Below are 26,918 nucleotides of genomic sequence, written 5' to 3'. Positions count from 1 at the left end.
TCACTTTTTAAGCACCACTATGATTCGTATTGTCATTGCCGACGACCACACCATCATGCGCGAAGGTCTCAAGCGCATACTCGACGGCGCACCCGACATCGATATCGTAGGCGAGGCCATCGACGGCTTCGAAGTCCTCGGCCATGTGCGCCAGGGCGGTTTCGACCTGCTGCTGCTGGACTTGTCCATGCCCGGCCGCAGCGGCGTCGACCTGATCCGCCAGATCAAGGCGGAGGCGCCCAAGCTGGCCATCCTGATCCTCACCATGCACGAAGAGGAACAGTACGCGGTGCGCGCCATCCGCGCCGGCGCGCAGGGCTACCTGACCAAGGAAAGCGCCGGCACCCAGCTGGTCGGCGCGATCCGCAAGGTGGCTTCCGGCCGCCCCTACATCAGCACCGAGGTGGCCGAGCAACTGGCGCTCAACATCATGATGCCCAACGAAAGCCTGTTGCATAAACAGCTGTCGGACCGCGAATTCGAAGTGTTTTCGCTGCTGGTGGCCGGCAAGTCCATCACCGAAATCGCCAACAGCCTGCACCTGAGCGTCAAGACGGTCAGCACCCACAAGACCCGCATCATGCAGAAGATGGGCATGAGTTCGCTGTCGGAGATGGTGCAATATGCCGTGGCTCATCGTTTGTTATCCCCCTTCAAGACCTGATCTCCCCGTCCCTCGTTAGGACAACTCCTACAAGCCTGCGCTGGCTCCTACGCGCATATTCAGCCATTGCTGATATCTATCTCCCCATCGCGTTGGCATACTGAAACCATACGATTCATGCTGCACGGCACCAGACAGGCAGCACGATGCCGTGCGACACCACAACAGGAAACCAAGCAGCGCGGCACAGCCCAGTTCCCGTCCTTTCGAAAAGCTATACCTGTACACAGGAGATCACCATGCTGTCTACGCAAACGTCCGAAATTCGTCCGACCACCACCGCGACCATGCAGTCCTCGTCGATGGAGGCGGGCCGTCAGCGTCAAGGGCGGCTCTGGTCCAACCTGAAGGAAGTCTGCGACCTGCTGCACATCCCGGCGGCGTGCTCGATCACCACCGAGGAACTGCTGTTCCAGCACGTGCAGTTCAAGACCGGCCAGCGCATCCACACCATCGGCCAGCCCTTCGACACGCTGTACATCGTCAACTCCGGCTTCCTGAAAACGGTGCTGATCGACGAGTTCGGCAACGAACAGGTGCTGAGCTTCCCGATGAAGGGCGACATGCTGGGCGTGGACGGCATCCACACCCGCCACTATTCCTCCGAAGCCGTGGCCCTGTCCGACTGCGACCTGATACTGCTGCCGTTCAAAAAGCTGACGGCGCTGGGACGCGTCCACCTGGAACTGGAAAACATGATGTACGGCGTCATGAGCCGCGAGCTGGTGCGCGAGCAAGCCATGATCGGCATGCTGGGCGCGCTCAGCGCCGAGGCGCGCGTGGCGCGCTTCCTGGTGTCGCTGGCCGAGCGCTTCGCCCAGATGGGCTATTCGAGCAAGCTGTTCAACCTGCGCATGACGCGCCACGAGATCGGCAGCTACCTGGGCCTGACGCTGGAAACGGTCAGCCGCACGCTGTCGGCCTTCAACGAGATCGGCCTGATCAGCGTCGACCAGCGCACCATCGGCATCAAGGATCCGGAAGCGCTGAAAACCCTGCGCCGCCTGCCGCCCTCCCGCACCCGCGCCAAGCAGCTGGCCGCCGCCAAAACCAAGGGCGGCGACAGCGTCACGCCGGGTCAGTTACTGGCTGCGTTGTAAGCCCCGCGCGGCCCCCGCCGCCTTACCCAGCTTGGGCCCGGTCTCTCCAGCCGGGCCTTTTTTTATGCGCCCCCTGCACCGCCGTCAAATAAGCTTTAAATAACGTTGAAATAACCCTTGCATTCCTCCCGCGCTTCTACAATAATGAATGCAAATACGAATCATTCTTATTTAAGGAGCCCAGAAGATGACCACGACCATGCCCGCCACCCCGCCCGCCATCAGCGCCCACGCCCACGCCGCCACCCTCGCGGCGGCGCCGGCCGTCGTGCCAATCAAGCGCATCACCAGCGCCAGCCTGATGGGCGATGGCCGCGAAGTCGAGATCGAACATTCGGGCCGCATTTACCGTCTGCGCATCACCCAGCTCAACAAGTTGATCCTGACCGCATGATGTACGCCGTTCACTGTGCGTGAACCCGGGCGCTGCCGCGCCCGCACTCCCCTTGAGCAAGCCAGCTATCGCCAGCCAGACTCCCACTGAATCCAGGAGCGTTTGATGGCCATAGACCGTAGCAATCCGATTTTTCTCGCCCCCTCCCATGGCGGGCACAATCCAGAACTGATGCTGTCCGCCGTGCTGCATCTGATGTCGCACTACACGGCCGGCAGCGACGACGCCGGCGGCTGCGTGAAGCTGGCCTCGGTCATCGAACGCCACCTGAAAGCGCTGGCCAGCCTGCCGGACCTGGCGCCGGTGCTCAGCGCCACCTGCCAGCAACTGTCCGAGCAGTGGGCCACCGAGGTCGAGCGCAATATGCACCTGCAGGAAAAGAGCAACTTCCTCAGCCGCATCATGGCCCGCGCGCGCACCGCGCCGGCCACCGCCTGAGGAGCCCGTCCATGTGCGAGAAACACGATCCGCTGGCGGCCATCATCGCCGCCGCCATGCCGCAGGTGGCCGGCACGCTGGCGCCCGCCGCCGCCCCACCCCGCCCCGCCGAACAGCAAGTGCTCAAGCCGGCGATCGGCAATGTCATGGACGCCTTGCAGCAGGAAGATTCGCACGCCTCGCGCCGCCGCCGGCTGTGGGAGCTGGGCCATGCCTGCCACTGCCCGCTGGTCGGCGTCGGCTTCCCGCTGGGCGTGCTGCGCAAGCTGGTGGACAAGGTCACGTCCGGCAAGGTGCTGGCCGACGACTATGAAGTGCACGTCGGCGCCGTCACCGAGTGCGGCAACCGCAACCGCCTGTCGGAAGCGCTGCAAAAGGAACTGGAACGCCGCTACGCCGCCGTGCTGCTGCGCTTCCGCGCCGCCAAGACCACCGGACAGGTGGCCGCCATGTGGCGCACGGCCGTGGCCAACGGCGACGTCGCCGGCGCCTTCTGGGCCGGCCTGACGCATCCGCGCTGCAACGCCGAGCTGGAAGAGCAGATGTGCCGCGACCTGCACATGGTGCAGCACCAGGCCGGCGCCTGCGTGCGCGCCGACATCAGCAAGTTCCACGCCACGCTGGCCGAGAACGCGCGCCTGACGCACGACCTGGCCAAGGCGCAGCAGCGCAGCGCGGCCCTGCTGGCCGACAAGAGCGGCGACGCCGAACGCCACGCGGCGCAACTGATGCAGCTGCGCGCGCAGTCGGTCGGCAAAGACAGCCTGATCGATTCGCTGAAGGTCGAGCTGGAGCAGTTGCGCGAGTCCATCCCCGGCCTGGAAAGCCGCGCCAAGCTGGCCGAGCGCCTGGGCCAGATGGAAGAGCGCGAACGCGCCATGCGCAACCAGATCAACGAGCTCAAGCTCGAACTGGCCAAGCTGCAGACGGCGGCCGAACCGGTGCAGGAAGAGACGCGCCAGATCGTCGAGCACGTGATGAAGATGCCGCTCAGCCTGAACGACCGCGCCGTGCTGTGCGTGGGCGGACGCAGCGGCAACGTCGCCACCTACCGCGAGCTGATCGAGCGCGAAGGCGCGCAGTTCGCCCACCACGACGGCGGCCTGGAGGACAACGCCAACCGCCTCGACGCCAGCCTGGCGGCGGCCGACCTGGTAATCTGCCAGACCGGCTGCATCAGCCACAGCGCCTACTGGCGGGTCAAGGATTACTGCAAGCGCACCGGCAAGCGCTGCGTGTTCATCGACAACCCCAGCATCTCCAGCCTCGCGCGCGGCCTCGAACAAGCCGGCGCGGAGTAACTACGAAAAAAAGCCCCATGTGGCTTTGCGGCGGCCTTGGCCGTCGCAAGCACACATGGGGCTTTGTTGCGCTACAAGCTCAGCAGATTAGAACGCCATGGTGCCAGTCAGGTAGACCGAGCGGCCCAGCTGGTCCGTGTAGCGCGGGTCGAAGCCGACCTGGTGGCCCGACGACGCACGCAGCGACAGCGGCGGCTCGCGGTCCAGCAGGTTCTTCACGCCCATGCGGATAGACGCGGTCTTGCTCAGCGCCAGCTTGCCCTGCCAGTCGATCGTCAGGTACGACGGCACCCACAGGCGGATGCTCTCGTCCTTGCCGCTGTCGACGTTGCGCACGGTGGCCTGCGCGTCCTGGTAGCCGTTGCGGTAGTTGGCGCTCAGCGTGTTGCTGACCTTGCCGGTATCCAGCGTCAGCGCGGCGCGCACGATGTGGCGGAACGCCACCTTGTTATCGACGCCGAAGAAGTTCATGTCGCTGGTCCACTCGCCATCGGTGCCCGGACGGGTGTAGTCCGACTTCATCAGGTAAGTGCCGTTCAGGTTGGCGGTCAGCTGGCCGAACGCAAACTTGTGGCGGCCGACCATGTCGTAGTCGATACCCTGGTTGTGGGTCTTGCCGATGTTGATCGACAGGCTCTTCATCGCCCAGTAGGTGTTGCCGGTCGACGGTTCGGTGAAGGTGGTGAACAGGTCGCGGAACTTGGCCGGCGCGGCAAAGATCTGCTGTTCGCTGATCGACGACACGGCGTCGGTGATCTTCACATCCCACAGGTCGGCGCCGAACGAGAACGACGGGCTAGGCTCGACGCGGAAACCGATCGAGTACTGCTTGGAGCGCTCAGGCTTCAGGTTCTCGTTACCGCCGGACAGCAGGTTGTACTGCAGATGGCCTGGACGGCACTGGTCGGTGCCTGGGAACGGGCAGTCGTAGCTGTTCGACGTCACGCCGGCGCTGACCAGCGGCTGGCCGATGTCGAGCATGCTGGGCGCCTTGAAGCCGGTGCCGTAGGAGCCGCGCACCAGCACGGTCTTGGCGGGCTGCCAGCGCGCCGACACCTTGTAGGTGCTGGCCGACTGGGTCTCGCCCATCTTGCGGTGGGCCAGCAGATTGTCGACGCCGGCGATGCTGTCGTAACGGCCGGCCAGGCTCACTTCCAGTTCCTTGGTCACAGGCGCCAGCAGCTCGCCGAACACGCCGTAGGACGCACGCTTCATGTCGTAGGCAGGTTGCGCGGTCAGGTTGTAGATCTTGCCGCCGGCCGCGTCAGCCGATGGCGTCTGCTGGTAGGCGTATTCGCGGTAGTCGGCGCCGATACCCAGGTTGGCCGCGCCGCCAGGCAGCGCGAACACTTCGCGCGAACCGTGCGCGTCCACGCCCTTGAGCGTGGTCGATGCTTCGCGCACCGAACCGTGGAAGATCGAGTTGGCGATCTGCGCCTTGGTGGCGTCGCTCTGGGCGCCGATCGGTGCGAACGGATTGAAGGCGTTGTTGGCCAACATGTCCTTGAATTCCTTGGTCAGCGCGTAGCCGCCCACATAACGCTCGTCGAGCTTGTTGCGCGACCAGGTCAGGCCGGTGCCGAAGCTCCAGGCGCCGATCTCGCCGTCCGCGCCCAGCACCAGGTGCTGGGAGTCGGTCACGGTCTGGCTGTTGCGGGTGCCCCAGTCATAGGTGCGATAGCTGCCCGACACCTGCTTGACGTTGGCGGCCTGCTCGGGAGTCAGGTAAGGCAGCACATAGGTGTTGTAGCGGTCCGAACCCGGCGTGATGGTGAACGGCGCGGTGTTCTGGGCGATGCGCGCGGTCAGGTCCAGGCGCGACAGCGCCATTTCGGCGAACACGGTGATGTCGTCGCTGGCCTTGTACTGGGCCTTGGTGAAGAAGCTGTCGCGCTTGTTCTGCGGCGAGATTTCCACGGCCGGGGTCGAATCGAACGAGCAGTTGCGGGTGTCGGCCGTGTTGTTCAGGCTCAGGTAGGTCTGCTGCGGGCAGCTGCCGTTCTTCGCCAGGTAGGGGCTGAAGCCGATTGGCGCCAGGCCGTTGCCGAAGGTGACGCCGACGTTGGCCGGCGCCGCCGCGGGGCTGGTGCGGTCGTAGATGTAGTTGTGGCCGTTGTAGTTGAACGGGATGTACGAGGTCGACGCGAACGAGCGGTCGGTCGCCTTGACCGGGCTCTGCTCGTCGTGGCGGTAGGTCGCCAGGATGTTGTAGCGGTCTTCCTGCAGATCGCCGAAGCCATAGGTCAGGTTGGTGTTGTACGACTGGCCTGGACGGCCGGCGGTCGGCTGCGACCAGGTGGCGTCGATGGTGCCGCCCTGGGCGTTTTTCTTCAGGATGAAGTTGATCACGCCGGCGATCGCGTCCGAACCGTACAGGGCGGACGCGCCGTCGGTCAGGATCTCGACGCGCTCAACCGCGCTCATCGGGATGGAATTCAGGTTGATGGTGCTGCCCGAGCCGGTCGGCGCGATGCGGCGGCCATCCAGCAGGACCAGGGTGTAGCTCTCGCCGATGTTATGGATCGAGGCCGAGACGATACCGCCGGAGTTGGAACCGGCGGCGGTGGCGGCGATGCTGAAGCCCTGCATGGCCGGCAGCGACTGGATCAGGTCGGCAACGGTGGTGGCGCCGGTCTTGGCGATTTGTTCCTGCGACAGGCGCTGCACGGGCAGCGCGCCCTCAACGGCGATGCGCTTGATGCTCGAACCGGTGATTTCAACTTTCTGGATCGCCTCGTCTGCCAAGGCCTGGCCAGCGATCAGTACCGTGCCGGTCAGCACGCTCAAAGCGATGCGCACGGAGCGTACGCCGATTTTTTCTTGCAATACCATTCAAACTCCCGAATAAAAACATAGAAATCGAAGGCAATACCATCAATATTGCTCTTCGATAAGAGAATTATCGGGGCTGGCACTACAATTTGATACATTATTGAAGCAAATAAAGAACAAACCTCACAAGTTCGACATTTACGCGAAATTACAAAATTTAATTTCCACATGCAGAAAATTTATAATGGATAAAACGTAATATTTTAATACCATCAAAACATGTGAATTTGCACCGAGTTGGTGCGTTGCAATAAAACATCAATAAACATCGCGCCGATAGCGTCCGGCGGCGGTCAGCTGGTCCAGCGCATCGCGGCCCAGCGCGGCGGCCAGGGCGGCATCGACGCCGGCCGCCATGCCGTCCAGGCTGCCGCAAACGTAGATGGCGGCGCCGGCCGCGACCCAGGCGCGCACCGTGTCCGCCTGCTCGGCCAGGCGGTCCTGCACGTAGCGCCGCTGCGGCTGGTCGCGCGAGAACACCATGTCCAGTTTTTCCAGCTTGCCGTGCAGCTGCCAGGTCGCCAGTTCCTCGCGATAATGGTAGTCGTGGGCGGCGTTGCGCTCGCCGAACAGCAGCCAGTTGCGCGCCCTGCCCGCCAGCGCGCGCGCCTTCAGGTGGCCGCGCAGGCCGGCGATGCCGCTGCCGTTGCCGATCAGGATCAGCGGCCGCTGCAGATTGTCTTCCAGCCGGAAGCGGCGGTGCTGGCGCAGCCGCAGCTGCACAGTCTGGCCGACCTCGGCCTGCTGCGTCAGCCAGCCCGAGGCGGCGCCGTGGCTGCCGTCGGCATGCGTGTGCAGGCGCACCAGCAGGTGCACGCGGCCGTCGGCCGGGATCGAAGCGATCGAGTATTCGCGGGCGCGCTCCAGGTCGGAGGGCGCGGCGGCCTGCACCAGGTCGCCCGATTCCCAGGCCGGCAGATCCCCGTCCTGCGGTTCCAGTTCCAGGTGGTAGACCGGGGCGCCGGCGCTGCCCGGATTGAGCAGCACGCGCGCGGCCAGGCGCCACGGCGCGAAGGCCGGAGCGCCCCAGTCCGGCGCATCGCTGGTGCCGGCCAGATGGCTGAGCTGCTGGCGCCAGGCGCCGATGGCCTCGGCCGAGCTGCGGTTGACTTCGACGCGGGGGAAGAGGCTTTGCGCGCCCTGCTCCTGCAGCCACGCATCGAGCGCGCGGCCGAAGCCGCAGAACTGGGCGTAGGCGCTGTCGCCCAGCGCCAGCACGGCGTAGTGCAGGTGCGGCAGCGCCAGCCCCCTGGTCATCAGGCGGCCGGCAAAGGCGGCGGCGGCATCGGGAGCGTCGCCCTCGCCGTAGGTGCTGACCAGGAACAGGATGCGCTCGGCGCGCTGCAGATCCTCGTCCCGCAACGCCGACAGCTCGCTCAGCTGCGCCGGGATGCCGGCCAGCCGCAGCGTCGCCAGCGTTTGTCCGGCCAGCTCCTCGGCGTTGCCGGTCTGGCTGGCGTAGGCGACGATCCAGCCCGGGTTCGCGGCCGCCTCGGCCTTGGCGCGCCGCGCGGCCAGGCGCTTGCGGCGCGTGCGCAGATACGGGGCCAGGCAGACCAGCGCATAGCTCATCGCCAGGCTGGCTACCAGCATCAATCGGGTGGGGTCGTTGGTCCAGATCATTCGTCTAGCATGTTGCGTAAATGGGTACTCATATGTTCGGTAAAACCGCCGTCGCGACGGCGGGCGACGAAGCGCGCCGCCAGGCCCTGTTGTTCGGCCAGGCGCAGGCCGTGATCGCAACCCAGCACCGTCAAGGCGGTGGACCAGGCGTCGGCGGCCATGCATTGAGGATGGACCACGGTGACGGAGGCCAGATCGTTGGCGATCGGCATGCCGTTGCGCGGATCGATGGTGTGGGAATAGCGCTGTCCGTCCAGCTGGAAATAGCGGCGGTAGTCGCCCGAGGTCGCCACCGACAAGCCGTGCAGGGCCAGCACCAGCTCATCCAGCTGCGCATCGTCCACCTGCTCCAGCGCCACCCACCACGGCTGGCCGTCCGGCTTGACGCCGGCGCCGCGCAGCTCGCCGCCGACTTCGACCAGGTAGTGCGCATAGCCCTGCGACTTCAGAAAATACGCCAGACGGTCGACGCTGTAGCCCTTGGCCACCGCCGACAAATCCAGCTGCACGCCGCCCGGCTGCAAGGCGCGGCGGCCGTCGCGCTCCAGCGCCACCGGGTGCGCGGCCAGCGCGGCGCGCACGGCGGCGATCCGCGCGGCGGCAGGCGGCACGAAATCGGGCTGGTCGAACCTGCCGTGCGGGCCGAAGCCCCACAGGTTCACCAGTTCACCGGCGCAGGGATCATAGGCGCCGCCCGAGCAGCGCGCCACCTCCATCGCAAACGCCAGCACATCGAAAAACGCCGGCGGCAGCGGATGCCAGCTGCCCGCCCCGGCGCGGTTGAAACGGCCCAGGTCGGAGTCCTGTTCCCAGTGGCTCATCTCCGCCACCACCGTGTCCAGCTGCTGTTGCAGGCCTTGCTGCAGCCGGGCGCCATCGTCGCCAGGCGCGGCCACCAGCCGCACCGACCAGCTGGTGCCCATGCTGCGGCCGCCAAAATCGCGGATCACGCCGTCGGCGGGCGCCGGCTCGTCGGCGACCACATGCGGCAACAGGACGCGGCGCATCGCCAACTTACTGCGGCAGGATTTCTACCGTCGCCGCGTAGGTCGCGCGACGCGGCGCCATCTGCGGCGGCTGCCCCGGCACCTGCGGCGCGGCGGCCGGCCAGGCGCTGCTGACCAGGTACATGCCCGCGGCCGGCAGCTCGAACGTCGCTTCGCCGTTGGCGTCGGTGTTCTTGCGGATCTCGCCCAGCGTGCCGCGATAGCGCACGCCGCCCGGGATCAGGCTGAAGCCCTGGTTGGCCGCGGGCTTGCCGTCCAACAGGAAGCGCCAGGTGGCCTTCTCGCCCGAACGCATATCGTTCGGATGCGTCACCGGCACCAGCTCCAGGCCGACGCCGGTCGGCTTGAACACCGCCATGTCCGGCGTGCCAGTCGAGACGAAGGTTTCCAGGCGGCCGTGGGTGCGCGTCAGCTTGACGTCGGTGGCGTCGGCCGGCACATCCTTGGCCAGCGATTCCTCGCTGCCGCGGAAGCGTTTCATCTCGCCGGCCTTGTCCTTGTAGCTGCCCATCACGCTCTGCGACACCAGCGCGATACGGTAAGTGCCCGGCTTCGGCAGCTTGACGTCGAAGGTGTTGCGCAGCTTGCCGTTGCCGACGTTCTCCATGGCCAGCTTGCCGCCGTCCGGGCCGGTGATGACGATGCCGTCCAGCTTGAGCGGCTGGTGGTCGATATCGAACAAGCCTTCGGAGATGGCGGCGTCCACGGTCAGCCAGGCTTCCTTGCCTTCGACGATGGTCGACGACGGCAGCAGCCACGGCTTGTGCGCCTGCGCGCCCAGGGACAGGCCGGCCAGCGCCAGGGCGATCAACGATTTATACAGTTTCATGGACAGGCCTTAAGGTTTGAGTTGGACAACCACGGCGCCCAGTTCTTCCTTGCCCTGGCCGCTCACGTTCTGCGCCGACTTCGGCGGCCATTGCAGCGGCACCTTGACCGCTTCGCGGCCGCCGGCTTCGCGCGCCGCTTCCACCACCAGCGTGTACTGGCCGGCCGGCAGCTTGTCCAGCGTGGCTTTCGCGCCCGGGAAGCTGAGCGACTGTTCGCCCGGCGCCCTGGTCGCGCCGCTCACGCCGTCCATCGGCATTTCCAGGTCGCGGCCGCTCTTGCGCCACCATTGGCGGACGTCCTTGAGCCACTTGGTGCCGGCGTTGTCCTTCTTCTTGGTGTCGTACAGCACGGCCAGGTTGGCCACCACTTTCTGGTCGGCGTTTTCCAGCCAGGCCGCGATGTACGGGCGATGGTACTCGGCCACATTCAACTGCGGCACTTCGAGTTTGAGGGCCAGATCGGCGCCCATGGCCGAGGCACTGGCCAGAGGCAGGCTGAGTGCGATGGAATAGCGTAGTTTCATGGAGTACCTGTCGTGAGATTAATGAATGAACAGCAGTGCGATAACAAACGGAATCAGGACGCCCAGGCCCACCATCGGCCAGGTGAACGGGCGGTTGGCCGCGTGGAATTTCAGGATCAGCAGGCCGGTGATGCAGAACACCAGGCAGGCGCCGGCGAAGATGTCGATGAACCAGTTCCAGGCCGCGCCGGTGTTGCGGCCCTTGTGCACGTCGTTGAGCCAGGAGACCCAGCCGCGGTCGGTGTTCTCGAATTCGGCGGCGCCGTCTTCCAGCGCGATGCGCACCCAGGCGTCGCCGCCGGCCTTGGGCAGCGGCAGGTAGACTTCATCGGCGGCCCACTCGGCGGCGCGGCCGCCGGCCTGCACCTTCCAGGTCGCCAGCAGCCATTGCTCGGCGGCGGCCGGCAGCGGCTGCTTGTCGCCGTCGTGCCCGGCGGCGTAGGCGCGCAGCTGCGCCGCCAGCGCCGCCGGCACGGTGGCCTGCTGGCGCACGACGGCCGGCTTGGCCTCGATCTGCGACGCGTGGTTCAGGGTGATGCCGGTGATGCTGAACAAGAACATGCCCATCAGGCACATCGCCGAACTGACCCAGTGCCATTGGTGCAGATGCTTGAGCCAAACGGCACGGCTGGCGTTGCGGGTGGAGGCTGCGGCTTGGGCGCTCAAGGGCTTTCCTTCAAAGGGACAAATGCAGATGATAATGATTATCATTTGCGAAGTCAATCGCCATCATGTATCGACTATGTAAATCTGGGTGAAGTCGCGCACGGTGCGCGCGGCGCAGGCGGGTTAAGCTGGGGCTGACCATCCACGACCATCATGGAGGCGCATCATGCCGCTCTATACCCAGGAACAAATCCATACCCTCGCCGCCAAGATCAAGGATGTGCGCTTCGGCATGTTCACCACGGCCGGCGACGACGAACAGATCAGCAGCCGTCCGCTGACCGCGCAGCAGATCGACAACGAAGGCAACCTATGGTTCTTCACGTCCGACGAGGCCGACTTCGCGGGCGACCTCGAGCGCCATCCCGGCGTCAACGTCAGTTTTTCCAATCCGGCCGAGAGCCTGTACCTGTCGGTGGCCGGCCGCGCCTACCTGCTGAAGGACAGGGCCAAGGCGCGCGAGTTATGGAACCCGACGGTACGTGGCTGGTTCCCCGGCGGCCTGGACGATCCGCACCTGGCGTTGATCAGGGTGCGCATCCAGAGCGCCGAGTACTGGGATGCGGGCGCCGGCAAGATGAAGCAGCTGTTCCAGCTGGCCAGGGCCGCCCTCAGCGGCCGCAGGCCGTCGCAAACGGGCCGCCACACCACGATCTGCCTGTAAAAAAGGGGCAGATGAACTGCCCCCGGCGGGTTGTCGCTCAGGACTTGGCGCTGCCGCCGGACGACCCCGAGCGGCTGGAACCGCTGGAACCGCCGCGGCTGCCGCGGCTGTTGTCGTCCTCGTCCTCGTCGCTGCGGCCCTTGCTGCCGCCGCCGCTGCCTTGCGATGCGCTGCCGCCGGTGCTGCTCTGGCTGCTGCGGGCATCGTTCTTGTGGCTCATGCTGCCGGCGCGGCGCGCTTCTTCGGATGTGAATTCGTGCGCCGTGCCTTTCTCGTGAGCCGCGCGGCCGCCTTCGGCCGCGATCTCACGTTGCTGTTCCGGGTCCATCGAAGCGAAACCGCGCTTGCTGGTGTCCTTCTGCTGGCTGCCGGATTTGTCGCCCTGCTTGCTGCCCTGGTCGCCGCCCTGGTTGGAAGTGGCCATGATTTCCTCCTGTCGTTATCGCTGACTGATCCTGCTTGCTGCACAGGAGCAGTCATCGTAGTGCAGGGCCCAACCGCACAATATAGGACGCATGCAGACAGCGATGTAGGACCATTCCGGGTACCGGTTGTATGCCTAACCGAATGTCTCTTACCTTTTCACACAGGCACTTCGAACACGGTGTCCCCGGTGGTGACGAACAGCCGCTCGCCGGGCTCGCGCACCACAGCGTGGCCGCCGGTGAAGGCGCCGAACGACGGCAGCACCGCCCGCGTCGCCCCCAGCAGAAAGCAGGGCAGCATCAGCGATTCCCAGCCATGGTGCAGCCGGTACAGCGGATGCACATGGCCGGCCAGCACATAGGCCGGCACCAGCACGTCGGGATGGTGGCAGAACGCGAACGGCGTCAGCGCGTGCGGCTCGTCGACCATGTCGATCCGCAGCGAGGCCGGCGGATCGCCCGCATGCGCATCGTGATTGCCGCGCACCACCACCATCCGCAGCCGCGGATGCCGCCAGCGCCACTCGCGCATGGCCTCCAGCGTGGCCGTCGCGTGCGCGGCCCTGGCGTGCATGAAATCGCCGAGAAACAGAATCTGATCGACATCGTACTGCGCGATCAGCGCGTCGAGCGCGCCGGTATTGGCGGCGGTGGTGCCGCCCGGCACCGGCACGCCCAAGGCGCGGAACGACGCCGCCTTGCCGAAGTGGATATCGGCCACCACCAGCATTTTCTCGCGCGGCCAGTACAGCGCCTTCTGCGCCAGCAGCATCACCAGTTCGCCCGCCAGCCAGGCCGGCGCCGCAGCCGGCATCAGCGCGCTCATGGCCCGGCCGCCTTTTCCAGTTCGCGCACCATGCGGGCCACGCGGTCGGACAGTTTTTCGGTGCTGAGTTTTTCGCGGAAGCGTTCCACCATCAGCCCGAAGCCGAACGGCGTGGCGCGCTTGACCTGGTGGAAGCTGACGCTGCGCGCCTGCAGCGCCAGCAAGGTCGCGCGCAGCCGGCCCAGCTCCAGCTCCTGCTCCAGCACTTCGCGCTGCGCCTGCGTCAACAGCAGGTTGCCCGCGTCGTGCTGGCTGAACACCGAAAAGAACAGCGACGACGACGCCTGCAACTGGCGCGCGCTTTTGGGCTGGCCGGGATAACCCTGGAACACCAGCCCGGCGATGCGGGCGATCTCGCGGAAGCGCCGCCGCGACAGCTCGGCCGCGTTCAGGCTGGCCAGCACGTCTTCCAGCAGATGGTCGGTGCTGAACAGCGCCACCTGGTCGCCATGCGCGCCGGCCAGCAGCGCCGGCCAGTCCAGCTGTTGCGGCGCCAGCAGCTCCAGGCCGTAGTCGTTGACGGCGATGGAAAACGTCGCCGGCGCCAGGCTCCCCACGCGCCACGCCAGCAGCGAGGCCAGTCCGATATGCACCGAACGTCCGGCGAACGGGAACATGAACAGGTGGCAGCCCTCGCGGCTTTGCATGGCCTCGATGACGGTGGCGCCGGGCGTCGGCAGGGCCGACCAGCGCCGCTGGATCGCCAGCAGCGGCTGCAAGGCCTGCATCTCCGGGCCGAGAGGCGGATCGTCGTCGCGGGCCAGCGCGGCAAGGCGCAGCTGCTCGAGCGCCGCATGCGCCAGTTCGGAGGACAGCGGCATCTTGCCGCCCTGCCAGCGCGGCACCGCGCCCCTGGCGCCGGTGGCGCGGCGCACGTAGGCCGTCATCTCGTGCAGGCGGACGAATTCCAGTATCCGCCCCGCGAACAGGAAATGGTCGCCCTTGCGCAGCCGCGAGATGAAGCCCTCCTCCACGCTGCCCAGCCGCCCGCCGCCCAGGTACTTGACCTGCAACGCGGCCTCCGACACGATGGTGCCGATGCCCATGCGGTGGCGCCGCCCGAGCGCGGCGTCCGGCACGCGGTAGACGCCCTCCTCGTCCGGCAGCACGCGGCGGTATTCGGGATAGACGGCCAGCGTCTGCCCGCCGCGCGCCACGAAGTCCAGCGCCCATTGCCATTCGCCGGGCGTCAGGTCGCGATACGACCAGGCGCTGCGCACTTCCGCATACAAGGCCTCCGGCCGGAAGCCGCCGCCCAGCGCGATCGTCACCAGATGCTGCACCAGCACGTCGAGCGGCTTCTCCGGCACCGGCCGCGCCTCGATATCGCGCGCGGCCACCGCCTGCTTCGCGCCGGCCGCCTCCAGCAGCTCCATGCTCTGCGTCGGCACCAGCGTCAGTCGCGAGACGCGGCCCGGCGCGTGGCCGCTGCGGCCGGCCCGCTGCAGCAGCCGCGCGATGCCCTTGGCGCTGCCGATCTGCAGCACCCGCTCCACCGGCAGGAAGTCCACGCCGAGATCCAGGCTGGAAGTGCAGACCACCGCCTTCAACCGCCCCTGCTTCAGGCCCTGCTCCACCCAGTCGCGCACCTCCTTGTCGAGCGAGCCGTGATGCAACGCGATCAGGCCCGCCCAGTCGGGACGCGCATCGAGCATGTGCTGATACCAGAGCTCCGCCTGCGAACGCGTGTTGGTGAACACCAGCGTGGTGGCGTGCCGTTCGATCTCCGCGATCACCGGCGCCAGCATCTGGATGCCGAGATGCCCGCCCCACGGAAACCGCGACGGCTGCACGGGGATCAGCGTATCGATCACGATCTCCTTGGCGACGTGGCCTTCGACGACGACGCCGTCCGGCATCAGCGCCTCCCGCGCGCGCGCCAGGTTGCCCAGCGTGGCCGACAGCCCCCACACCAGCAGGCGCGGATTCCACTGCCGCAGGCGCGCCAGCGCGAGCTGCGTCTGCACGCCGCGCTTGTTCCCCATCAGCTCATGCCACTCGTCGACGACGACCATGTCCAGCTGCGCGAACTGGGCCAGCGCCTCCGCCTTGCTGAGCATGAGCGTCAGGCTTTCCGGCGTGGTGATCAGGGTTTCGGGCAGGCGCTTGTTCTGCCGCGCGCGCTGGGCCGAGCCGGTGTCGCCGGTGCGCGCTTCGATCTGCCAGTGCGGCGCCAGTTCGGCGGCCGACTGCTGCAGGGCGCGCAAGGTGTCGGCCGCCAGCGCGCGCATCGGCGTAATCCACAGCACGCGCAGGCCGGGCTTGGCGCGCGCGGCCGCGGCAAGGCCGGCGGCGCGCTGCAAGGCGGCGAACCACACGGCATACGTCTTGCCCGCGCCGGTGCTCGCATGCAGCAGGCCGGAATGGCCCGCGCCGGCGGCGGCCCAGACTTCGCGCTGGAACGGGAACACGCTCCAGCCTCGCGCGGCAAACCAGTCCTCGGCCTGCCGGGCGGCGCTCATGATGCGAGCAGCGTTTTCAGCGCATCCAGCGTATCGGCTTCCTCGATGGACTTGTCCTCGCGCCGCCGCAGGATGCGCGGGAAGCGCACGGCGATGCCGGACTTGTGGCGCGGCGAACTGGCGATGCCTTCGAAGCCGATCTCGAACACCATGCTCGGCGTGACGCTGCGCACCGGGCCGAATTTTTCGATGGTGGTCTTGCGGATGGTCTTGTCCACCTGCGCGATCTCGGCGTCGCTCAGGCCGGAGTAGGCTTTGGCGAACGGCACCAGCTTGCGCTGGCCGTCGTCGTCGTCCCACACCGCGAAGGTGTAATCGGTGTACAGCGCGGCGCGCCGTCCATGGCCGCTCTGCGCGTAGATCAGCACCGCGTCCACGCTGTACGGATCGATCTTCCACTTCCACCAGGTGCCGCCGCTCTTGGTGCGGCCCACGCCGTACTGCGCATCGCGGGCCTTGAGCATCATGCCTTCGACGCCGCGCTCGCGCGATTCCTCGCGTATCCGCGCCAGCTGCTGCCAGCTGTCGGCCACGATCACAGGCGCCAGCCGCAGTTGCGGCGTGCCGGGCTGGCGGGCGATGAACTGCTCCAGCATGCGGCGGCGCTCGGACTGCGGCAGCTGGCGCAGGTCGCGGCCTTCATACTCAAGCAGGTCGTAGGCGAGCAGCACGGCCGGCAGCTCGCCCAGCAGCCGCGCCGACACCTGCTTGCGGCCCATGCGCTTCTGCAGGTCGGCAAACGGCGCCGGCGCGCGGCCGCCATGCCAGACCAGGATCTCGCCGTCGAGCACCACGCCGTCCGGCAGGCGCAGCGCGGCCAGTTCGGGAAAGCGTTCGGTGATCAGGTCTTCGCCGCGCGACCACAGGCTGTTCTGCCCTCCCCGGCTGACCAGCTGCGCGCGCATGCCGTCGTACTTCCATTCGACCTGCCAGTCCGACAGCTCGCCCAGCGTGGCCGGATCCCGTTCCAGCGGATGCGCCAGGAAGAAGGGATAGGGCTGGCCGCCGCGCTGCGCGGTGTCGTCCTCGCCGTGGGCGGCGATCAGCTGCAGGAAGCCGGCCGGCGTCGGGCTGACGCCGCCGTCGGTCCAGCCCATCAGGCGCTGCGCCAGCAGCTTGCTGTCGACGCCGGCGACGGCGCTCAGCGCGCGCGTCACCAGCAGGCGCGACACGCCGACACGGAAGCCGCCGCCGATCAGCTTGGTCAGCAGGAAGCGCTCGCGCGTATCGAGCTGGTCCCAGAACAGCGACAGCGCGGCGCGTATCGCTTCCGGCGCGGCGCCGCGCAACGGCGCGATCGCCAGCTCGATCCAGTCGGCCAGGCCGATCTCGCTCTGGTGCCGGGGCGGCGGCAGGATGTGGGCGATGGTCTCGGCCAGGTCGCCGACGACGTGGTAGCACTCGTCGAACAGCCAGTCGTCGAGGCCGGAATATTCGATGGCGCACTGGCGCAGCAGCTTGGTCGGCACCGCCTGGCGCGGCTTGCCGCCGGCCAGGAAATACACGGCCCAGGCGGCATCGGCCGGGGCGGCGCTGGCAAAGTAGTTCTGCAGCGCGGCCAGCTTGCGGCTGGTGGACGTGGTCTCGTCGAGGTCGGCGTACAGGCGGGCGAATTCACGCATCGGCCCCTCCTTCCGGCGCGGCTGGCGCGGCGGCGGCCGGCGCGTCGTCGGCCTCGTCGTCGCCATATTCGGTATCGAAGCCGCTGGCCTGCAAGCCCTGCTGCTGCAGCCAGCGCACCAGCACGGCGATCGAGCCGTGCGTGACGATCACGCGCTGCGCGCCGGTAGCGCTGATGGCCTGCATCAGCCCGGGCCAATCGGCGTGGTCGGACAGGACGAAGCCGCGATCGACGCCGCGCCGCCGGCGCGCGCCGCGCAACTGCATCCAGCCGCTGGCGAAGGCGTCGCTGAAATCGCCGAAGCGCTTGATCCACGGCGAACCGGCCGCCGACGGCGGCGCGATGACGATGGCGCGGCCGATGGCTTCCTTGTCCACCTCGCCCACCATCGCGGTCGGCGGCAGCCGCACGCCTTCGTCGCGGTAGACTTGATTAAGCGCCTGCACGGCGCCGTGGCAGATGATGGGGCCGATGGACGGATCCAGCCCGCTGAGGATGCGCTGCGCCTTGCCGAAGCTGTAGCACTGCAGGATGCTGGCGCGGCCCAGCTCGGCGTTGGCGCGCCACCAGTCGTTGATGTCGGCAAACACCTCGCGCTCCGGCTGCCAGCGGTAGACCGGCAGGCCGAACGTGGATTCGGTAATGAAAGTGTCGCAAGCCACGGGCTCGAACGGGGTGCAGGTCGCGTCCGCTTCGACCTTGTAGTCGCCGGACGCCACCCATACCTCGCCCCGGTGCTCCATGCGCACCTGTGCCGAGCCCAGCACATGGCCGGCCGGATGCAGCGATATTGTCACGCCGTTGTGCGTGACGCGTTCGCCGTAAGCGAGCCCATCCACATTGATCGGGCCGAGCCGCGCCCGCATGACGTTCACGCCCGGTGCGGCCGCCAGGTAGTGCTGGTGTCCGCCGCGGGCATGGTCGCCATGGGCGTGCGTGATGACAGCGCGCTCGACCGGCCGCCATGGATCGATGTAAAAACCGCCTGGAACACAGTACAGGCCTTCCTTGCGCACTACCACCATATCGGACATGGCTTGCTTTCAAAATTCGATGTCCGATGCTAGCGCCTGCCGGCAAGCCTATCTGTCATCCAACGCACCCAGCTCACACAGTATCGATATATTCCGTCATGAATCCTATGTTGTCGTTCACCTTCTGGTTGATGATAACGTGCTCGTCGCCGACCATCAGCATGGCGTCGATATACGGCGACACCCTGGGCGGCCCGTATGACACGGGTTTTTCTTCCCTGGACAGTACTCCCTGCTTTCCCTGACGCGGTAGGACGGCGTTCTTTTTTCTGGTTGACATAGGTAATCCGTTTTTTATGATCAACAAATCGCTGGACGGGCGAACCGCAGCGCACCGACTCCAGAGTATCGCGGGCGGCGCGCGCACGCCATCGGAGGCTGCCTACAACTATCGTAGGAGTGTCACGGAAAACGGCTAGGAGTCGCTAGGAGTTGATTCCCTTCATGCCCTCGGCCGGGTAGCGGTCGCCGGCCGCCATGCCCGGCGGCAGCGCGGTGGCGATGCGCGCCAGTTCTTCGCCGCTCAGTTGCACGCGCAGCGCGCCCAGGTTCTCCAGCAGATAAGGGATGCGCTTGGTGCCCGGGATGGGCACGATATCGTCGCCCTGCGCCAGCAGCCAGGCCAGCGCCAGCTGGGCCGGCGTGCACCCCTTGCCGGCGGCGATCTCGCGCACGATGTCGACGATGCGCTCGTTGGCGGCCAGGTTGTCCCCGGCGAAGCGCGGGCTGAACCTGCGGAAATCGCCTTCTTCCAACGGCATCACCTTCCCGGTCAGGAAGCCGCGGCCCAGCGGGCTGTAGGCGCAGAACACGGCGCCCACTTCGCGGCAGGCTTGTAGCACTCCTTCCTCCGGGTCGCGCGTCCACAGCGAGTACTCGCTTTGCACGGCCGCCACCGGATGCACGGCGGCGGCGCGGCGCAAGGTGGCGGGCGACACTTCGCTCAGGCCGATGCCGCCGATCTTGCCCTCGCGGACCAGTTGCGCCAGCGCCTCCATCGAGGCCTCCAGCGGCGTCTGCGCCAGGTTCAAACGGTGCATATAGTATAAATCGATATGCTCGACGTTCAGCCGGCGCAGCGAGGCCTCGCACGCTTCGCGGATGTAGGCCGGCGAATTGTCGACGCGGCGCTCGTAGCTGCCGGCCTTGCGCACCAGGCCGAACTTGGTGGCCAGCGTGACATGCTCGCGCTTGCCGCGCAGGAAGCGGCCCAGCAACGCTTCATTGTGGCCGGCGCCGTAGGAATCGGCCGTGTCGTACAGCGTGACGCCGGCCTCGTAGGCCGCCTCCAGCGTCGCCAGCGATTGGGCGTCGTCGGTGGAACCGTAGAACTCCGACATGCCCATGCAGCCCAAACCGATACCCGATAATTTTTTCATGCTGACCTCCTTGTTTGTCGATGCAGGCGAGTCTAGCCAGCATGGGCGGCGCGCGGAATGGGCAAAATCGTGATACCTTTTCGGTATCATGAGAAAACTCGATACCCACGCCTTGGAGATCTTCGTCGCCGTCGCCCAATGCCTGAACTTCCGCCAGGCCGCCGAACAGCTGCACATGACGCAGCCGCCGCTGAGCCGCGCCGTGCGGCAGCTGGAGGAACGGCTGGGCACGCGCCTGTTCGAGCGCGACACCCAGCACGTCGCGCTGACGCCGGCCGCCGCCGAACTGCTGCCGCGCGCGCTGCGCATCCTGGCGCTGCTGGAGCAGGCCGAGCAGGCGCTGCAAACGCGCCAGCCGGCCACGCGGCTGCGGCTGGGCATGACGTCGTCGATGGAGTCCGACCTGTTCCGCGCCTTCACCGACGGCGTCACGGCCGCCATCGACGGCGCCGCGCTGGACACCGTCTTCGACGCCTCGCCGCGCCTGGTGGCCCGCCTGCGCGCGCGGCGGCTGGACGCGGCCATCATCGCGCTGCCGACCAAGACCTTCGACCTGCCCGTGCTCCAGCTGGGCAAGCAGCCGACGCTGGTCGCGCTGGCCAGCCGCCATCCGCTGGCCAAGCGCCGCAGCCTGTCGCTGGCCGACCTGCAAGACCAGCCGGTGTACTGGTTCGAACGCGCGCGCCAGCCGGCCTTCTTCGACCACAGCCACGCGGTGTTCCGCCGCCACGGCTTCGCGCCGCGCTTCCTGCTGGAGCCGCACGACCATCATGTGCTCTTGAGCGACGTGGCGGCCGGCAAGGGCATGGCGCTGCTGCCGGCCTCGTTCGCGGCGATCAGCCGCGGCGGCGTGTCCTACCGCAAGCTGAAGGAAGGCGACGAACTGGCGGCCGGCCTGGGCCTGATCGTCGCCGACGGCCACCCCGCCGCCGCCGTGCTGCGGCGCCTGGCGGCCGAGACGCTGGGCTGATCGGCAGCGTACCGGCGCGGAAACGGCTACCATATCGTCCTCGGCATATTTTTCTTAGAAGAACACCATGACTTTCACCCTCAGCGACACCGCCTACGGCACCGACACTCCCGCAGCCAAGCTCGCCATGTTCGACGACCTGCGCTCGCAACTGACCGGCCTGGTGCACGGCGAGCGCGACCTGATCGCCAACACCGCCAACTTCAGCTCGCTGGTATTCAACAGCATGCCGGGCTTGAACTGGGCCGGCTTCTACTTCCTCAAGGGCGACGAGCTGGTACTGGGGCCGTTCCAGGGCAAGCCGGCCTGCATCCGCATCAAGAAGGGGCGCGGCGTCTGCGGCGCCACCGTGGTCGAAGGCAAGTCCATCGTCGTGCCGGATGTGCATGCATTCCCCGGCCACATCGCCTGCGACGTCAACTCGCGCTCGGAGCTGGTGGTGCCGGTGCGCGGCGCCGGCGGCGAGATCGTCGGCGTGTTCGACCTCGACAGCCCGCTGCCGAACCGCTTCGACCAGACCGACGCCGACGGCATCGAGATGCTGGTCAAGATCCTCGAAGCCACGCTGGCCTAAGCACGTCATTCCCGCGCACGCGGGAATCCATGCTGAGCCGGCACGCACGCGGCCTATGGGTTCCCGCCTGCGCGGGAACGACTTCGTTTTTTTTCGCTTGCCAACAGACCGACCGGTCTGTACAGTAAACCCATGACCACCCCACCTACCCGAGACCGCCTGATCCGCGCCATGGGCGACGCGCTGCAACGCAAGGGCTTGCACGGCGTCGGCCTGAGCGAGATCCTGGCCGCCGCCGACACGCCCAAGGGCGGCCTCTACCACCACTTCCCCGGCGGTAAGACCGAACTGGCCGTGGCCGCCATCGAACAGCAGGTGGCCGAACTGTGCGCCCTGCTCGACAAGCTGCTGCCCGCCGCGTCCGACCCGGTGGCCGCGCTTGAGCAGTGGACCGCCCGCGCCCAGCAACTGCTGGCCGCCAGCGGCTTCCAGCGCGGCTGCCCGCTGGCCACGGTGGCGCTGGAGTCGGAAGTGGACGACGTCGCCATCCGCAAGGCGCTGGCCGACGGCTTCGCCGCCATCCGCGAACGCCTGGCGCTGGCCTTGCAGGCGTCGGGGAAAATCGCCAACGCCGCCGGCCTGGCCGCGCTGATCGTGGCCGCCTACGAAGGCGCGCTGCTGCAAGCCCGCGTGGCCGGCAGCGTGGCGCCGATGGAGCTGGTCAGCGCCACCCTGTTCCCGCTGCTGCGCACCCAACTCCAAGGAAATACCCATGACTAAGCAGCTCACCCTGACAGCGGCCGACGGCTACCCGGTCGTCGCCACGCTCTACCCGGCCGCCGGCGCGGCCAAGGCGCAGCTGATCGTCGCCAGCGCCACCGGCGTGCCGCAGGGCTACTACCGCCGCTTCGCCGAATTCGCCGCCGCGCGCGGCTACCGCGTGCTGACGCTGGACTATCGCGGCATCGGACTGTCCAGCCCGGCCACGCTGAAGGGCTTCGACGTGGACTTCCTGGACTGGGGCCGGCTCGACCTGGCCGCCGCCGTCGACTACATGGCCGACACGGCGCTGCCCTTGCTGATGATCGGCCATTCCTACGGCGGCCACGCGCTCGGCCTGCTGCCCAACCAGCACAAGATCGCCGCCTGCTATCTGTTCGGCACCAGCGCCGGCTGGCACGGCTGGATGCCGCCGCTGGAACGCGTCAAGGTCTGGATCACCTGGCACATCGCCGGCCCGCTGCTGACGCGCTGGCACGGCTACCTGGCCTGGAGCAAGCTGGGCATGGGCGAGGATTTGCCGCTGTCCATCTACCGCCAGTGGAAACGCTGGTGCGGCTTCCCGCGCTACTTCTTCGACGATCCCAGGATGGGCGACATCCGCAGCAGCTACGACCGGGTGCGCATGCCGGTGATGGCGGTCAACGCGCTGGACGATCTGTGGGCGCCGCCGGCCTCGCGCGACGCCTTCATGGCCGGCTACCGCAACGCCAGCGTCACCACCGCCGACATCGATCCGGCCCGCGCCGGCATCGGCGCCATCGGCCACATGGGCTACTTCCGGGCCAGCGCCCAGCCGCTGTGGGAAGACGCGCTGGGCTGGCTTCAGCTTCAGACCGAGCTGAGCTCCGCCACGAAATCGTAGGCGTCGCCGCGGAAGTACGAGCGGCAAAACTCCACCACCCGGCCGTCGGACAGGAAACCCAGGCGTTCGACGGCCAGCCCGGCATCGGCCGCCTTCGCCTCCAGCAGCCGCGCCTGCTCGGCATCCAACAGCAGCGCCGACAGCCGCTGCAAGGCGCGCACCGGCCGGTGGCCGTAGCGGTGCAAGGCCTCGTACATCGATTTATCCACCGCCTCCAGCGAAGGCAGATAGCAGCCGGGCACGGTCGCGTACTCCAGGCACATCGGCGTGTCGTCGGCATAGCGGATGCGGTTGAAACGGTAGACCTGCTCGCCCGGGCTCAGCCGCAGCCGCGCCGCCTCCTCGCTGGTGGCGATGCCGACGGCGCGGTGCAGCCAGGTGCTGTTGGGCCGCCGGCCGCGCGCGCGCATGTCCTCTGAAAATGAGCTGAGCTTGGAAAAATTCTGCTCGATGCGGGTGTGGTTGATGAAGTTGCCGGAACCGGGACGCCGCACCAGCAAGCCCTCCGCCACCAGCCCGTCCAGCGCCTTGCGCACCGTCAGCCGCGACACGTTCAAGTCGGTGGCCAGCTTGCGTTCCGGCGGCAGGGCGTCGTCCGGCAGCAGCACGCGCTGGGCGATGGCCTCGCGCAAGGCGCGCTGCAACTGGTGATACAGCGGCAAGCTGCTGCTCTCGCTCAGCACCTGCTTGATGTTGGTTAACGTCACCATGCGATCCCTTTTTGCCCATAAACAAGTACCAATCCAGTACCAAAAACACACTGGAAACATTGGCGTATTCTTAATTTTCTGCACCAACAAGGTGAATACTAAGCCATTATTTGTCTAAAAAGCACTGGAATCGCATTTATTTTATAAGTGGTATTGTTTTGGTATTAATAGCTGCCGGCGCCACGGCCGGCTTGCTTATTGGGCGGCGGCGCGCGCCAGCAGCAGGCTGCGTTCGCGCTCGTTCTGCGTCAACTGCGCCGCGCGTTCGAATTCGAGGCGGGCCTCGCCGTGCCGTCCCAGCTTGGCCAGCAAATCGCCACGCACGCTGGGCAGCAGATGGTAGTGCTTCAGCGCCGCCACCTCCATCAAGCCATCCACCACTTCCAGGCCCGCCGCCGGCCCGAAGGCCATGGACAGCGCCACCGCGCGGTTCAACTCCACCACCGGCGAAGGCGCCAGCTGCGACAAGGCGTCGTACAGCGCGGCGATGCGCTGCCAGTCGGTGTCGGCCGCGCGCAGCGCGCGCGCATGGCAGGCCGCGATGGCCGCCTGCACGCCATAGGAACCGAGGCCGCGCCCGGTTTGCTCGGCGCGCGCCAATGCGGCCAGGCCGCGCCGTATCAGCATCTGGTCCCAGCGCGAGCGGTCCTGCTCCAGCAGCAGGATGGGCTCGCCGCCCGGGCCGACGCGGGCGCGGGCGCGCGAGGACTGGATCTCCATCAGCGCCACCAGGCCGTGCACCTCCGCCTCGTCCGGCGCCAGCGCGGCCAGGATGCGGCCCAGCCGCAGCGCCTCCTCGCACAGCGCCGGCCGCATCCAGTCGGCGCCGGCGCTGGCGGAATAGCCTTCGTTGTAGATCAGGTAGATCACCTGCAGCACCGACGCCAGCCGCTCGACCAGCTCGTGCGCGCGCGGCGCTTCGAACGGCACCCTGGCCTCGGCCAGCGTGCGCTTGGCGCGCACGATGCGCTGCGCCACCGTCGCTTCCGGCACCAGGAAGGCGCGGGCGATTTCCTCGGTGCTCAGGCCGCCCAGCAGGCGCAAGGTCAAGGCCACCCGGCCATCGGTGGGCAGCACCGGATGGCAGGCCACGAACACCAGCCGCAGCAGGTCGTCGCCGATATCGTTTTCCAGCGCGTCGGCGACGGCGGCGTCGAGATTGGGCGCGGCGTCCTGCAGCACGCCTTCGATTTCGTAGGTGAGCTCCGCTTCCTTTTCCTGATGCATCTGGCGGCGGCGCAGCACGTCCAGCGCGCGGTTCCTGGCGACCGTGGTCAGCCACGCGGCCGGCTGGTCCGGCACGCCGCTTTCGGGCCAGCGCTCCAGCGCCAGCACCAGCGCATCCTGCGCCAGCTCCTCGGCCTGGCCGACGTCGCGCAACATGCGCGCCAGCACGGCGATGATCTTGGCGGACTCCATCCGCCACACCGCCTCGACGATCTTGTCGACCTTGTGCTGCTTATCCGCCACGGGCTTTTTTCTTGAACGCTTCGCGCAGCTCCGTCTCCAGCAGCTCGGCGCGCAGGCGCTCTTCGGCGGCGCGCATTTCCGGCGTGAACTCCTGGTGGGCGATGCGCTCGCAGGCTTCGCGGATCTCCAGCGTCAGGTCGCCGTCGCCCGGATAGGGGTAGGTCTTGGCCCAGGCGATGGCCTCGTCCAGCGACGCCGCCTGCACCATCCAGTAGCCGGCGATCAGTTCCTTCACTTCGGTGAACGGACCGTCGACCACCGAGGTTTTCGAATTGGCGAAATGGACGCGCGTGGCCGAGGCGCTGGCCTTGAGGCCCTCGCCCGCCAGCAGCACGCCCTGCCGCACGCCGGCCTCGTTGTAGGCGTTCATGCGGTCGATCACTTCCGGCGGCGGCGCCAGGTCGGCCTCGGCGCCGGCGTCGGAACGGATGAAGATGACGTAGCGCGTCAACGCCTCGTCACGGCGCGGGATGTTGCCCGCCACCGTGCCGCGCTCGTCGAAGCCGTGGCAGTTGCCGGGACAGCCGGCGTCGCGGATTTCATACACTGCGCCGCTGTCGAACAAGGGCCACCAGCGCACCTGCTCGATCGCATCCTCTTTCGACGCCGCCTCGATCAGCGTGAAGCCGGCCACCAGCTCCCTGGGCGCGAACGGCCCGTGCAGCTGGCTCCACTCGCCGCCGCGGCGCAACAGGCGCACCGCCTCCGTGCTGGGCTTGAGAAAAGTTCCCGGCTCCAGCGCCGGCGGCTGTTGGCCGCGTTCGGTGCTCTGGTTGGCGCGGCGCAGTATCATGAATTCCATCGCATGCTCCTTTTTTCCGCTAAGGTAGCAGCATCACAGGCGGGCGCGCAAGGCCTCTTCCTGCGCGACCAGCTCCGGCGTGGCGACCTCGCCGAAATCCTCCATCTCGAACACCTGGCGGATTTCGATTTCCGACGGCACGTCGAACGGATTCGGGCAGCGCTTCATCCATTCGATGGCCTCTTCCTTGGACTTCACCTGCAGCAGCCAGAAGCCGGCGATCAGTTCCTTGGTTTCGGCGAACGGACCGTCGGTGACGGTGCGCGTGGCGCCGTCGTAGCGGATGCGCGCGCCCTTGGAGCTGGGATGCACGCCCTCGCCCGCCAGCAGCACGCCGGCGTTGACCAGTTCCTCGTTGAACTTGCCCATCGCCGTCATCAACTCGATGCTGGGCATCTTGCCGGCCTCGGAATCCTCGGTGGCCTTGACGATAATCATGAAGCGCATGTCGTTCTCCCCTTAGCCGCAGTTAGGCATCTGCTGTTTCATGGCCTCGGCCATTTCTTCCGGCGTCATGTCCTTGACGTGGGTGGCGATCGACCAGACGTGGCCGAACGGATCCGTGACCTGGCCGTAGCGGTCGCCCCAGAACATGTCGGCCGGCGGCATCCTGGCGGTGGCGCCGGCGTCTATCGCCTGGGCGTAGGTGGCGTCGGCATCGGGCACGTAGATGTGCAGCGTCACCGGGCTGCCCTTGAGCTTGAGCGGGCCGAGGTTGCCGAAGTCGGGGAACTCGTCCACCAGCATGACCTGGGAATCGCCGATGCGCACGGCGGCGTGCATGATCTTGCCGTCAGGCCCGCCCATGCGCGCGGTCTCGACGGCGCTGAAGGCTTTTTTGTAGAACTCGATGGCGGCCGCCGCGCCGTCAACCACCAGGTGCGGGGTGACGCTGTGCATGTCTTTCGGGATGGGATCTACTTTCGCAGTCATGGTGCTCTCCTTTAACGTGGGTTGAAACGAGTGAGAACGCTCACTCTACCTCCACGACGAAGCGGCACAAACCAAATCGACAGG

Annotated in this window: 28 protein-coding genes; 10 read left to right on the top strand and 18 right to left on the bottom strand. The window is 67.1% G+C overall.

What is annotated here, in order from left to right:
- Positions 1-19: 19 nt before the first annotated feature.
- From DUGA2_RS16080 to DUGA2_RS16060, 5 genes are all read left to right on the top strand, one after another.
- Positions 20-664: a response regulator transcription factor gene (locus DUGA2_RS16080; protein ID WP_008450985.1), complete on the top strand. Its 645-nt coding sequence runs from the start codon at positions 20-22 to the stop codon at positions 662-664.
- Between the two features lie 302 nt (positions 665-966).
- Entirely contained in the window at positions 967-1,764 is a 798-nt protein-coding gene (locus DUGA2_RS16075; RefSeq protein ID WP_043482248.1) for a Crp/Fnr family transcriptional regulator, read from the top strand.
- 187 nt (positions 1,765-1,951) lie between these two features.
- Positions 1,952-2,158 carry a hemin uptake protein HemP gene (hemP, locus tag DUGA2_RS16070; protein WP_070270388.1) on the top strand — a complete coding sequence of 69 codons (207 nt, stop codon included), beginning with the start codon at positions 1,952-1,954 and terminating at the stop codon, positions 2,156-2,158.
- A gap of 105 nt (positions 2,159-2,263) precedes the next feature.
- Positions 2,264-2,596: a hypothetical protein gene (locus DUGA2_RS16065; protein WP_070270385.1), complete on the top strand. Its 333-nt coding sequence runs from the start codon at positions 2,264-2,266 to the stop codon at positions 2,594-2,596.
- A gap of 11 nt (positions 2,597-2,607) precedes the next feature.
- Complete coding sequence (locus DUGA2_RS16060) at positions 2,608-3,897, top strand: DUF2325 domain-containing protein (protein WP_083296347.1); 1,290 nt, start codon at positions 2,608-2,610, stop codon at positions 3,895-3,897.
- A gap of 87 nt (positions 3,898-3,984) precedes the next feature.
- Here the strand turns inward: DUGA2_RS16060 and DUGA2_RS16055 are convergent, their stop codons facing one another.
- The 6 genes from DUGA2_RS16055 to DUGA2_RS16030 form a co-directional block, all read right to left on the bottom strand.
- Positions 3,985-6,729 carry a TonB-dependent receptor gene (locus DUGA2_RS16055; RefSeq protein ID WP_070270383.1) on the bottom strand — a complete coding sequence of 915 codons (2,745 nt, stop codon included), beginning with the start codon at positions 6,727-6,729 and terminating at the stop codon, positions 3,985-3,987.
- A 258-nt stretch (positions 6,730-6,987) separates the two neighbouring features.
- On the bottom strand, positions 6,988-8,352 hold the full coding sequence (locus tag DUGA2_RS16050; RefSeq protein ID WP_070270382.1) for a sulfite reductase subunit alpha: 1,365 nt from the start codon (positions 8,350-8,352) through the stop codon (positions 6,988-6,990).
- Positions 8,349-9,359 carry an FAD:protein FMN transferase gene (locus tag DUGA2_RS16045; protein ID WP_070270531.1) on the bottom strand — a complete coding sequence of 337 codons (1,011 nt, stop codon included), beginning with the start codon at positions 9,357-9,359 and terminating at the stop codon, positions 8,349-8,351. Before DUGA2_RS16045 ends, DUGA2_RS16050 begins: the two co-directional genes overlap by 4 nt.
- Before the next feature lie 7 nt (positions 9,360-9,366).
- Positions 9,367-10,188 carry a DUF4198 domain-containing protein gene (locus DUGA2_RS16040; RefSeq protein ID WP_070270380.1) on the bottom strand — a complete coding sequence of 274 codons (822 nt, stop codon included), beginning with the start codon at positions 10,186-10,188 and terminating at the stop codon, positions 9,367-9,369.
- A 9-nt stretch (positions 10,189-10,197) separates the two neighbouring features.
- Entirely contained in the window at positions 10,198-10,713 is a 516-nt protein-coding gene (locus DUGA2_RS16035) for a DUF2271 domain-containing protein (protein ID WP_070270378.1), read from the bottom strand.
- Between the two features lie 18 nt (positions 10,714-10,731).
- Positions 10,732-11,379, bottom strand: coding sequence for a PepSY-associated TM helix domain-containing protein (locus DUGA2_RS16030; protein WP_070270377.1), 648 nt, complete (start codon positions 11,377-11,379; stop codon positions 10,732-10,734).
- A 166-nt stretch (positions 11,380-11,545) separates the two neighbouring features.
- Here DUGA2_RS16030 and DUGA2_RS16025 point away from each other — a divergent pair, with 166 nt between their 5' ends.
- A complete protein-coding gene (locus tag DUGA2_RS16025; RefSeq protein WP_070270375.1) occupies positions 11,546-12,043 on the top strand; it encodes a pyridoxamine 5'-phosphate oxidase family protein in 498 nt (165 codons plus the stop codon).
- Between the two features lie 37 nt (positions 12,044-12,080).
- On the opposite strand, the gene DUGA2_RS16020 is transcribed toward DUGA2_RS16025, so the two are convergent.
- From DUGA2_RS16020 to DUGA2_RS15995, 7 genes are all read right to left on the bottom strand, one after another.
- Entirely contained in the window at positions 12,081-12,467 is a 387-nt protein-coding gene (locus DUGA2_RS16020) for a KGG domain-containing protein (RefSeq protein ID WP_070270374.1), read from the bottom strand.
- 158 nt (positions 12,468-12,625) lie between these two features.
- Positions 12,626-13,294, bottom strand: a complete 669-nt coding sequence (gene pdeM, locus DUGA2_RS16015; protein ID WP_083296346.1) for a ligase-associated DNA damage response endonuclease PdeM — start codon at positions 13,292-13,294, stop codon at positions 12,626-12,628.
- Positions 13,291-15,756, bottom strand: coding sequence for a ligase-associated DNA damage response DEXH box helicase (locus DUGA2_RS16010; RefSeq protein WP_070270372.1), 2,466 nt, complete (start codon positions 15,754-15,756; stop codon positions 13,291-13,293). The genes pdeM and DUGA2_RS16010 overlap by 4 nt, the downstream gene beginning before the upstream one ends.
- The gene (locus DUGA2_RS16005; protein WP_070270527.1) at positions 15,753-17,378 is read right to left on the bottom strand and encodes an ATP-dependent DNA ligase; all 1,626 of its coding nucleotides are present in this window, start codon (positions 17,376-17,378) and stop codon (positions 15,753-15,755) included. The genes DUGA2_RS16010 and DUGA2_RS16005 overlap by 4 nt, the downstream gene beginning before the upstream one ends.
- Entirely contained in the window at positions 17,371-18,411 is a 1,041-nt protein-coding gene (locus DUGA2_RS16000) for a ligase-associated DNA damage response exonuclease (protein WP_070270371.1), read from the bottom strand. The genes DUGA2_RS16005 and DUGA2_RS16000 overlap by 8 nt, the downstream gene beginning before the upstream one ends.
- Positions 18,412-18,484: 73 nt before the next feature.
- Positions 18,485-18,691, bottom strand: coding sequence for a hypothetical protein (locus DUGA2_RS33560; RefSeq protein ID WP_141753294.1), 207 nt, complete (start codon positions 18,689-18,691; stop codon positions 18,485-18,487).
- A 145-nt stretch (positions 18,692-18,836) separates the two neighbouring features.
- Positions 18,837-19,790, bottom strand: a complete 954-nt coding sequence (locus tag DUGA2_RS15995) for an aldo/keto reductase (RefSeq protein ID WP_070270369.1) — start codon at positions 19,788-19,790, stop codon at positions 18,837-18,839.
- Positions 19,791-19,878: 88 nt separating this feature from the next.
- Here DUGA2_RS15995 and DUGA2_RS15990 point away from each other — a divergent pair, with 88 nt between their 5' ends.
- From DUGA2_RS15990 to DUGA2_RS15975, 4 genes are all read left to right on the top strand, one after another.
- Entirely contained in the window at positions 19,879-20,760 is an 882-nt protein-coding gene (locus DUGA2_RS15990) for a LysR substrate-binding domain-containing protein (protein ID WP_070270367.1), read from the top strand.
- Positions 20,761-20,827: 67 nt separating this feature from the next.
- On the top strand, positions 20,828-21,334 hold the full coding sequence (locus tag DUGA2_RS15985; protein WP_070270366.1) for a GAF domain-containing protein: 507 nt from the start codon (positions 20,828-20,830) through the stop codon (positions 21,332-21,334).
- A 132-nt stretch (positions 21,335-21,466) separates the two neighbouring features.
- A complete protein-coding gene (locus DUGA2_RS15980) occupies positions 21,467-22,054 on the top strand; it encodes a TetR/AcrR family transcriptional regulator (RefSeq protein WP_070270364.1) in 588 nt (195 codons plus the stop codon).
- Complete coding sequence (locus DUGA2_RS15975; protein WP_070270362.1) at positions 22,047-22,919, top strand: alpha/beta fold hydrolase; 873 nt, start codon at positions 22,047-22,049, stop codon at positions 22,917-22,919. Before DUGA2_RS15980 ends, DUGA2_RS15975 begins: the two co-directional genes overlap by 8 nt.
- Here DUGA2_RS15975 and DUGA2_RS15970 read toward each other — a convergent pair.
- The 5 genes from DUGA2_RS15970 to DUGA2_RS15950 form a co-directional block, all read right to left on the bottom strand.
- Positions 22,886-23,629 carry a GntR family transcriptional regulator gene (locus DUGA2_RS15970; RefSeq protein ID WP_070270361.1) on the bottom strand — a complete coding sequence of 248 codons (744 nt, stop codon included), beginning with the start codon at positions 23,627-23,629 and terminating at the stop codon, positions 22,886-22,888. The two genes, DUGA2_RS15975 and DUGA2_RS15970, sit on opposite strands and share 34 nt — an antisense overlap.
- A gap of 195 nt (positions 23,630-23,824) precedes the next feature.
- The gene (locus DUGA2_RS15965) at positions 23,825-25,048 is read right to left on the bottom strand and encodes an RNA polymerase sigma factor (protein ID WP_210402568.1); all 1,224 of its coding nucleotides are present in this window, start codon (positions 25,046-25,048) and stop codon (positions 23,825-23,827) included.
- Between the two features lie 40 nt (positions 25,049-25,088).
- Positions 25,089-25,901, bottom strand: a complete 813-nt coding sequence (locus DUGA2_RS15960; protein WP_070270358.1) for a YciI family protein — start codon at positions 25,899-25,901, stop codon at positions 25,089-25,091.
- Between the two features lie 33 nt (positions 25,902-25,934).
- A complete protein-coding gene (locus DUGA2_RS15955; protein WP_008451034.1) occupies positions 25,935-26,348 on the bottom strand; it encodes a YciI family protein in 414 nt (137 codons plus the stop codon).
- 12 nt (positions 26,349-26,360) lie between these two features.
- Positions 26,361-26,834: a VOC family protein gene (locus tag DUGA2_RS15950; protein ID WP_070270356.1), complete on the bottom strand. Its 474-nt coding sequence runs from the start codon at positions 26,832-26,834 to the stop codon at positions 26,361-26,363.
- Between the last annotated feature and the right edge of the window lie 84 nt (positions 26,835-26,918).

Source organism: Duganella sp. HH101 (assembly GCF_001758795.1).
Lineage (GTDB): Bacteria > Pseudomonadota > Gammaproteobacteria > Burkholderiales > Burkholderiaceae_D > Rugamonas > Rugamonas rivuli.
This window is presented reverse-complemented; position numbering and strand designations above follow the sequence as displayed.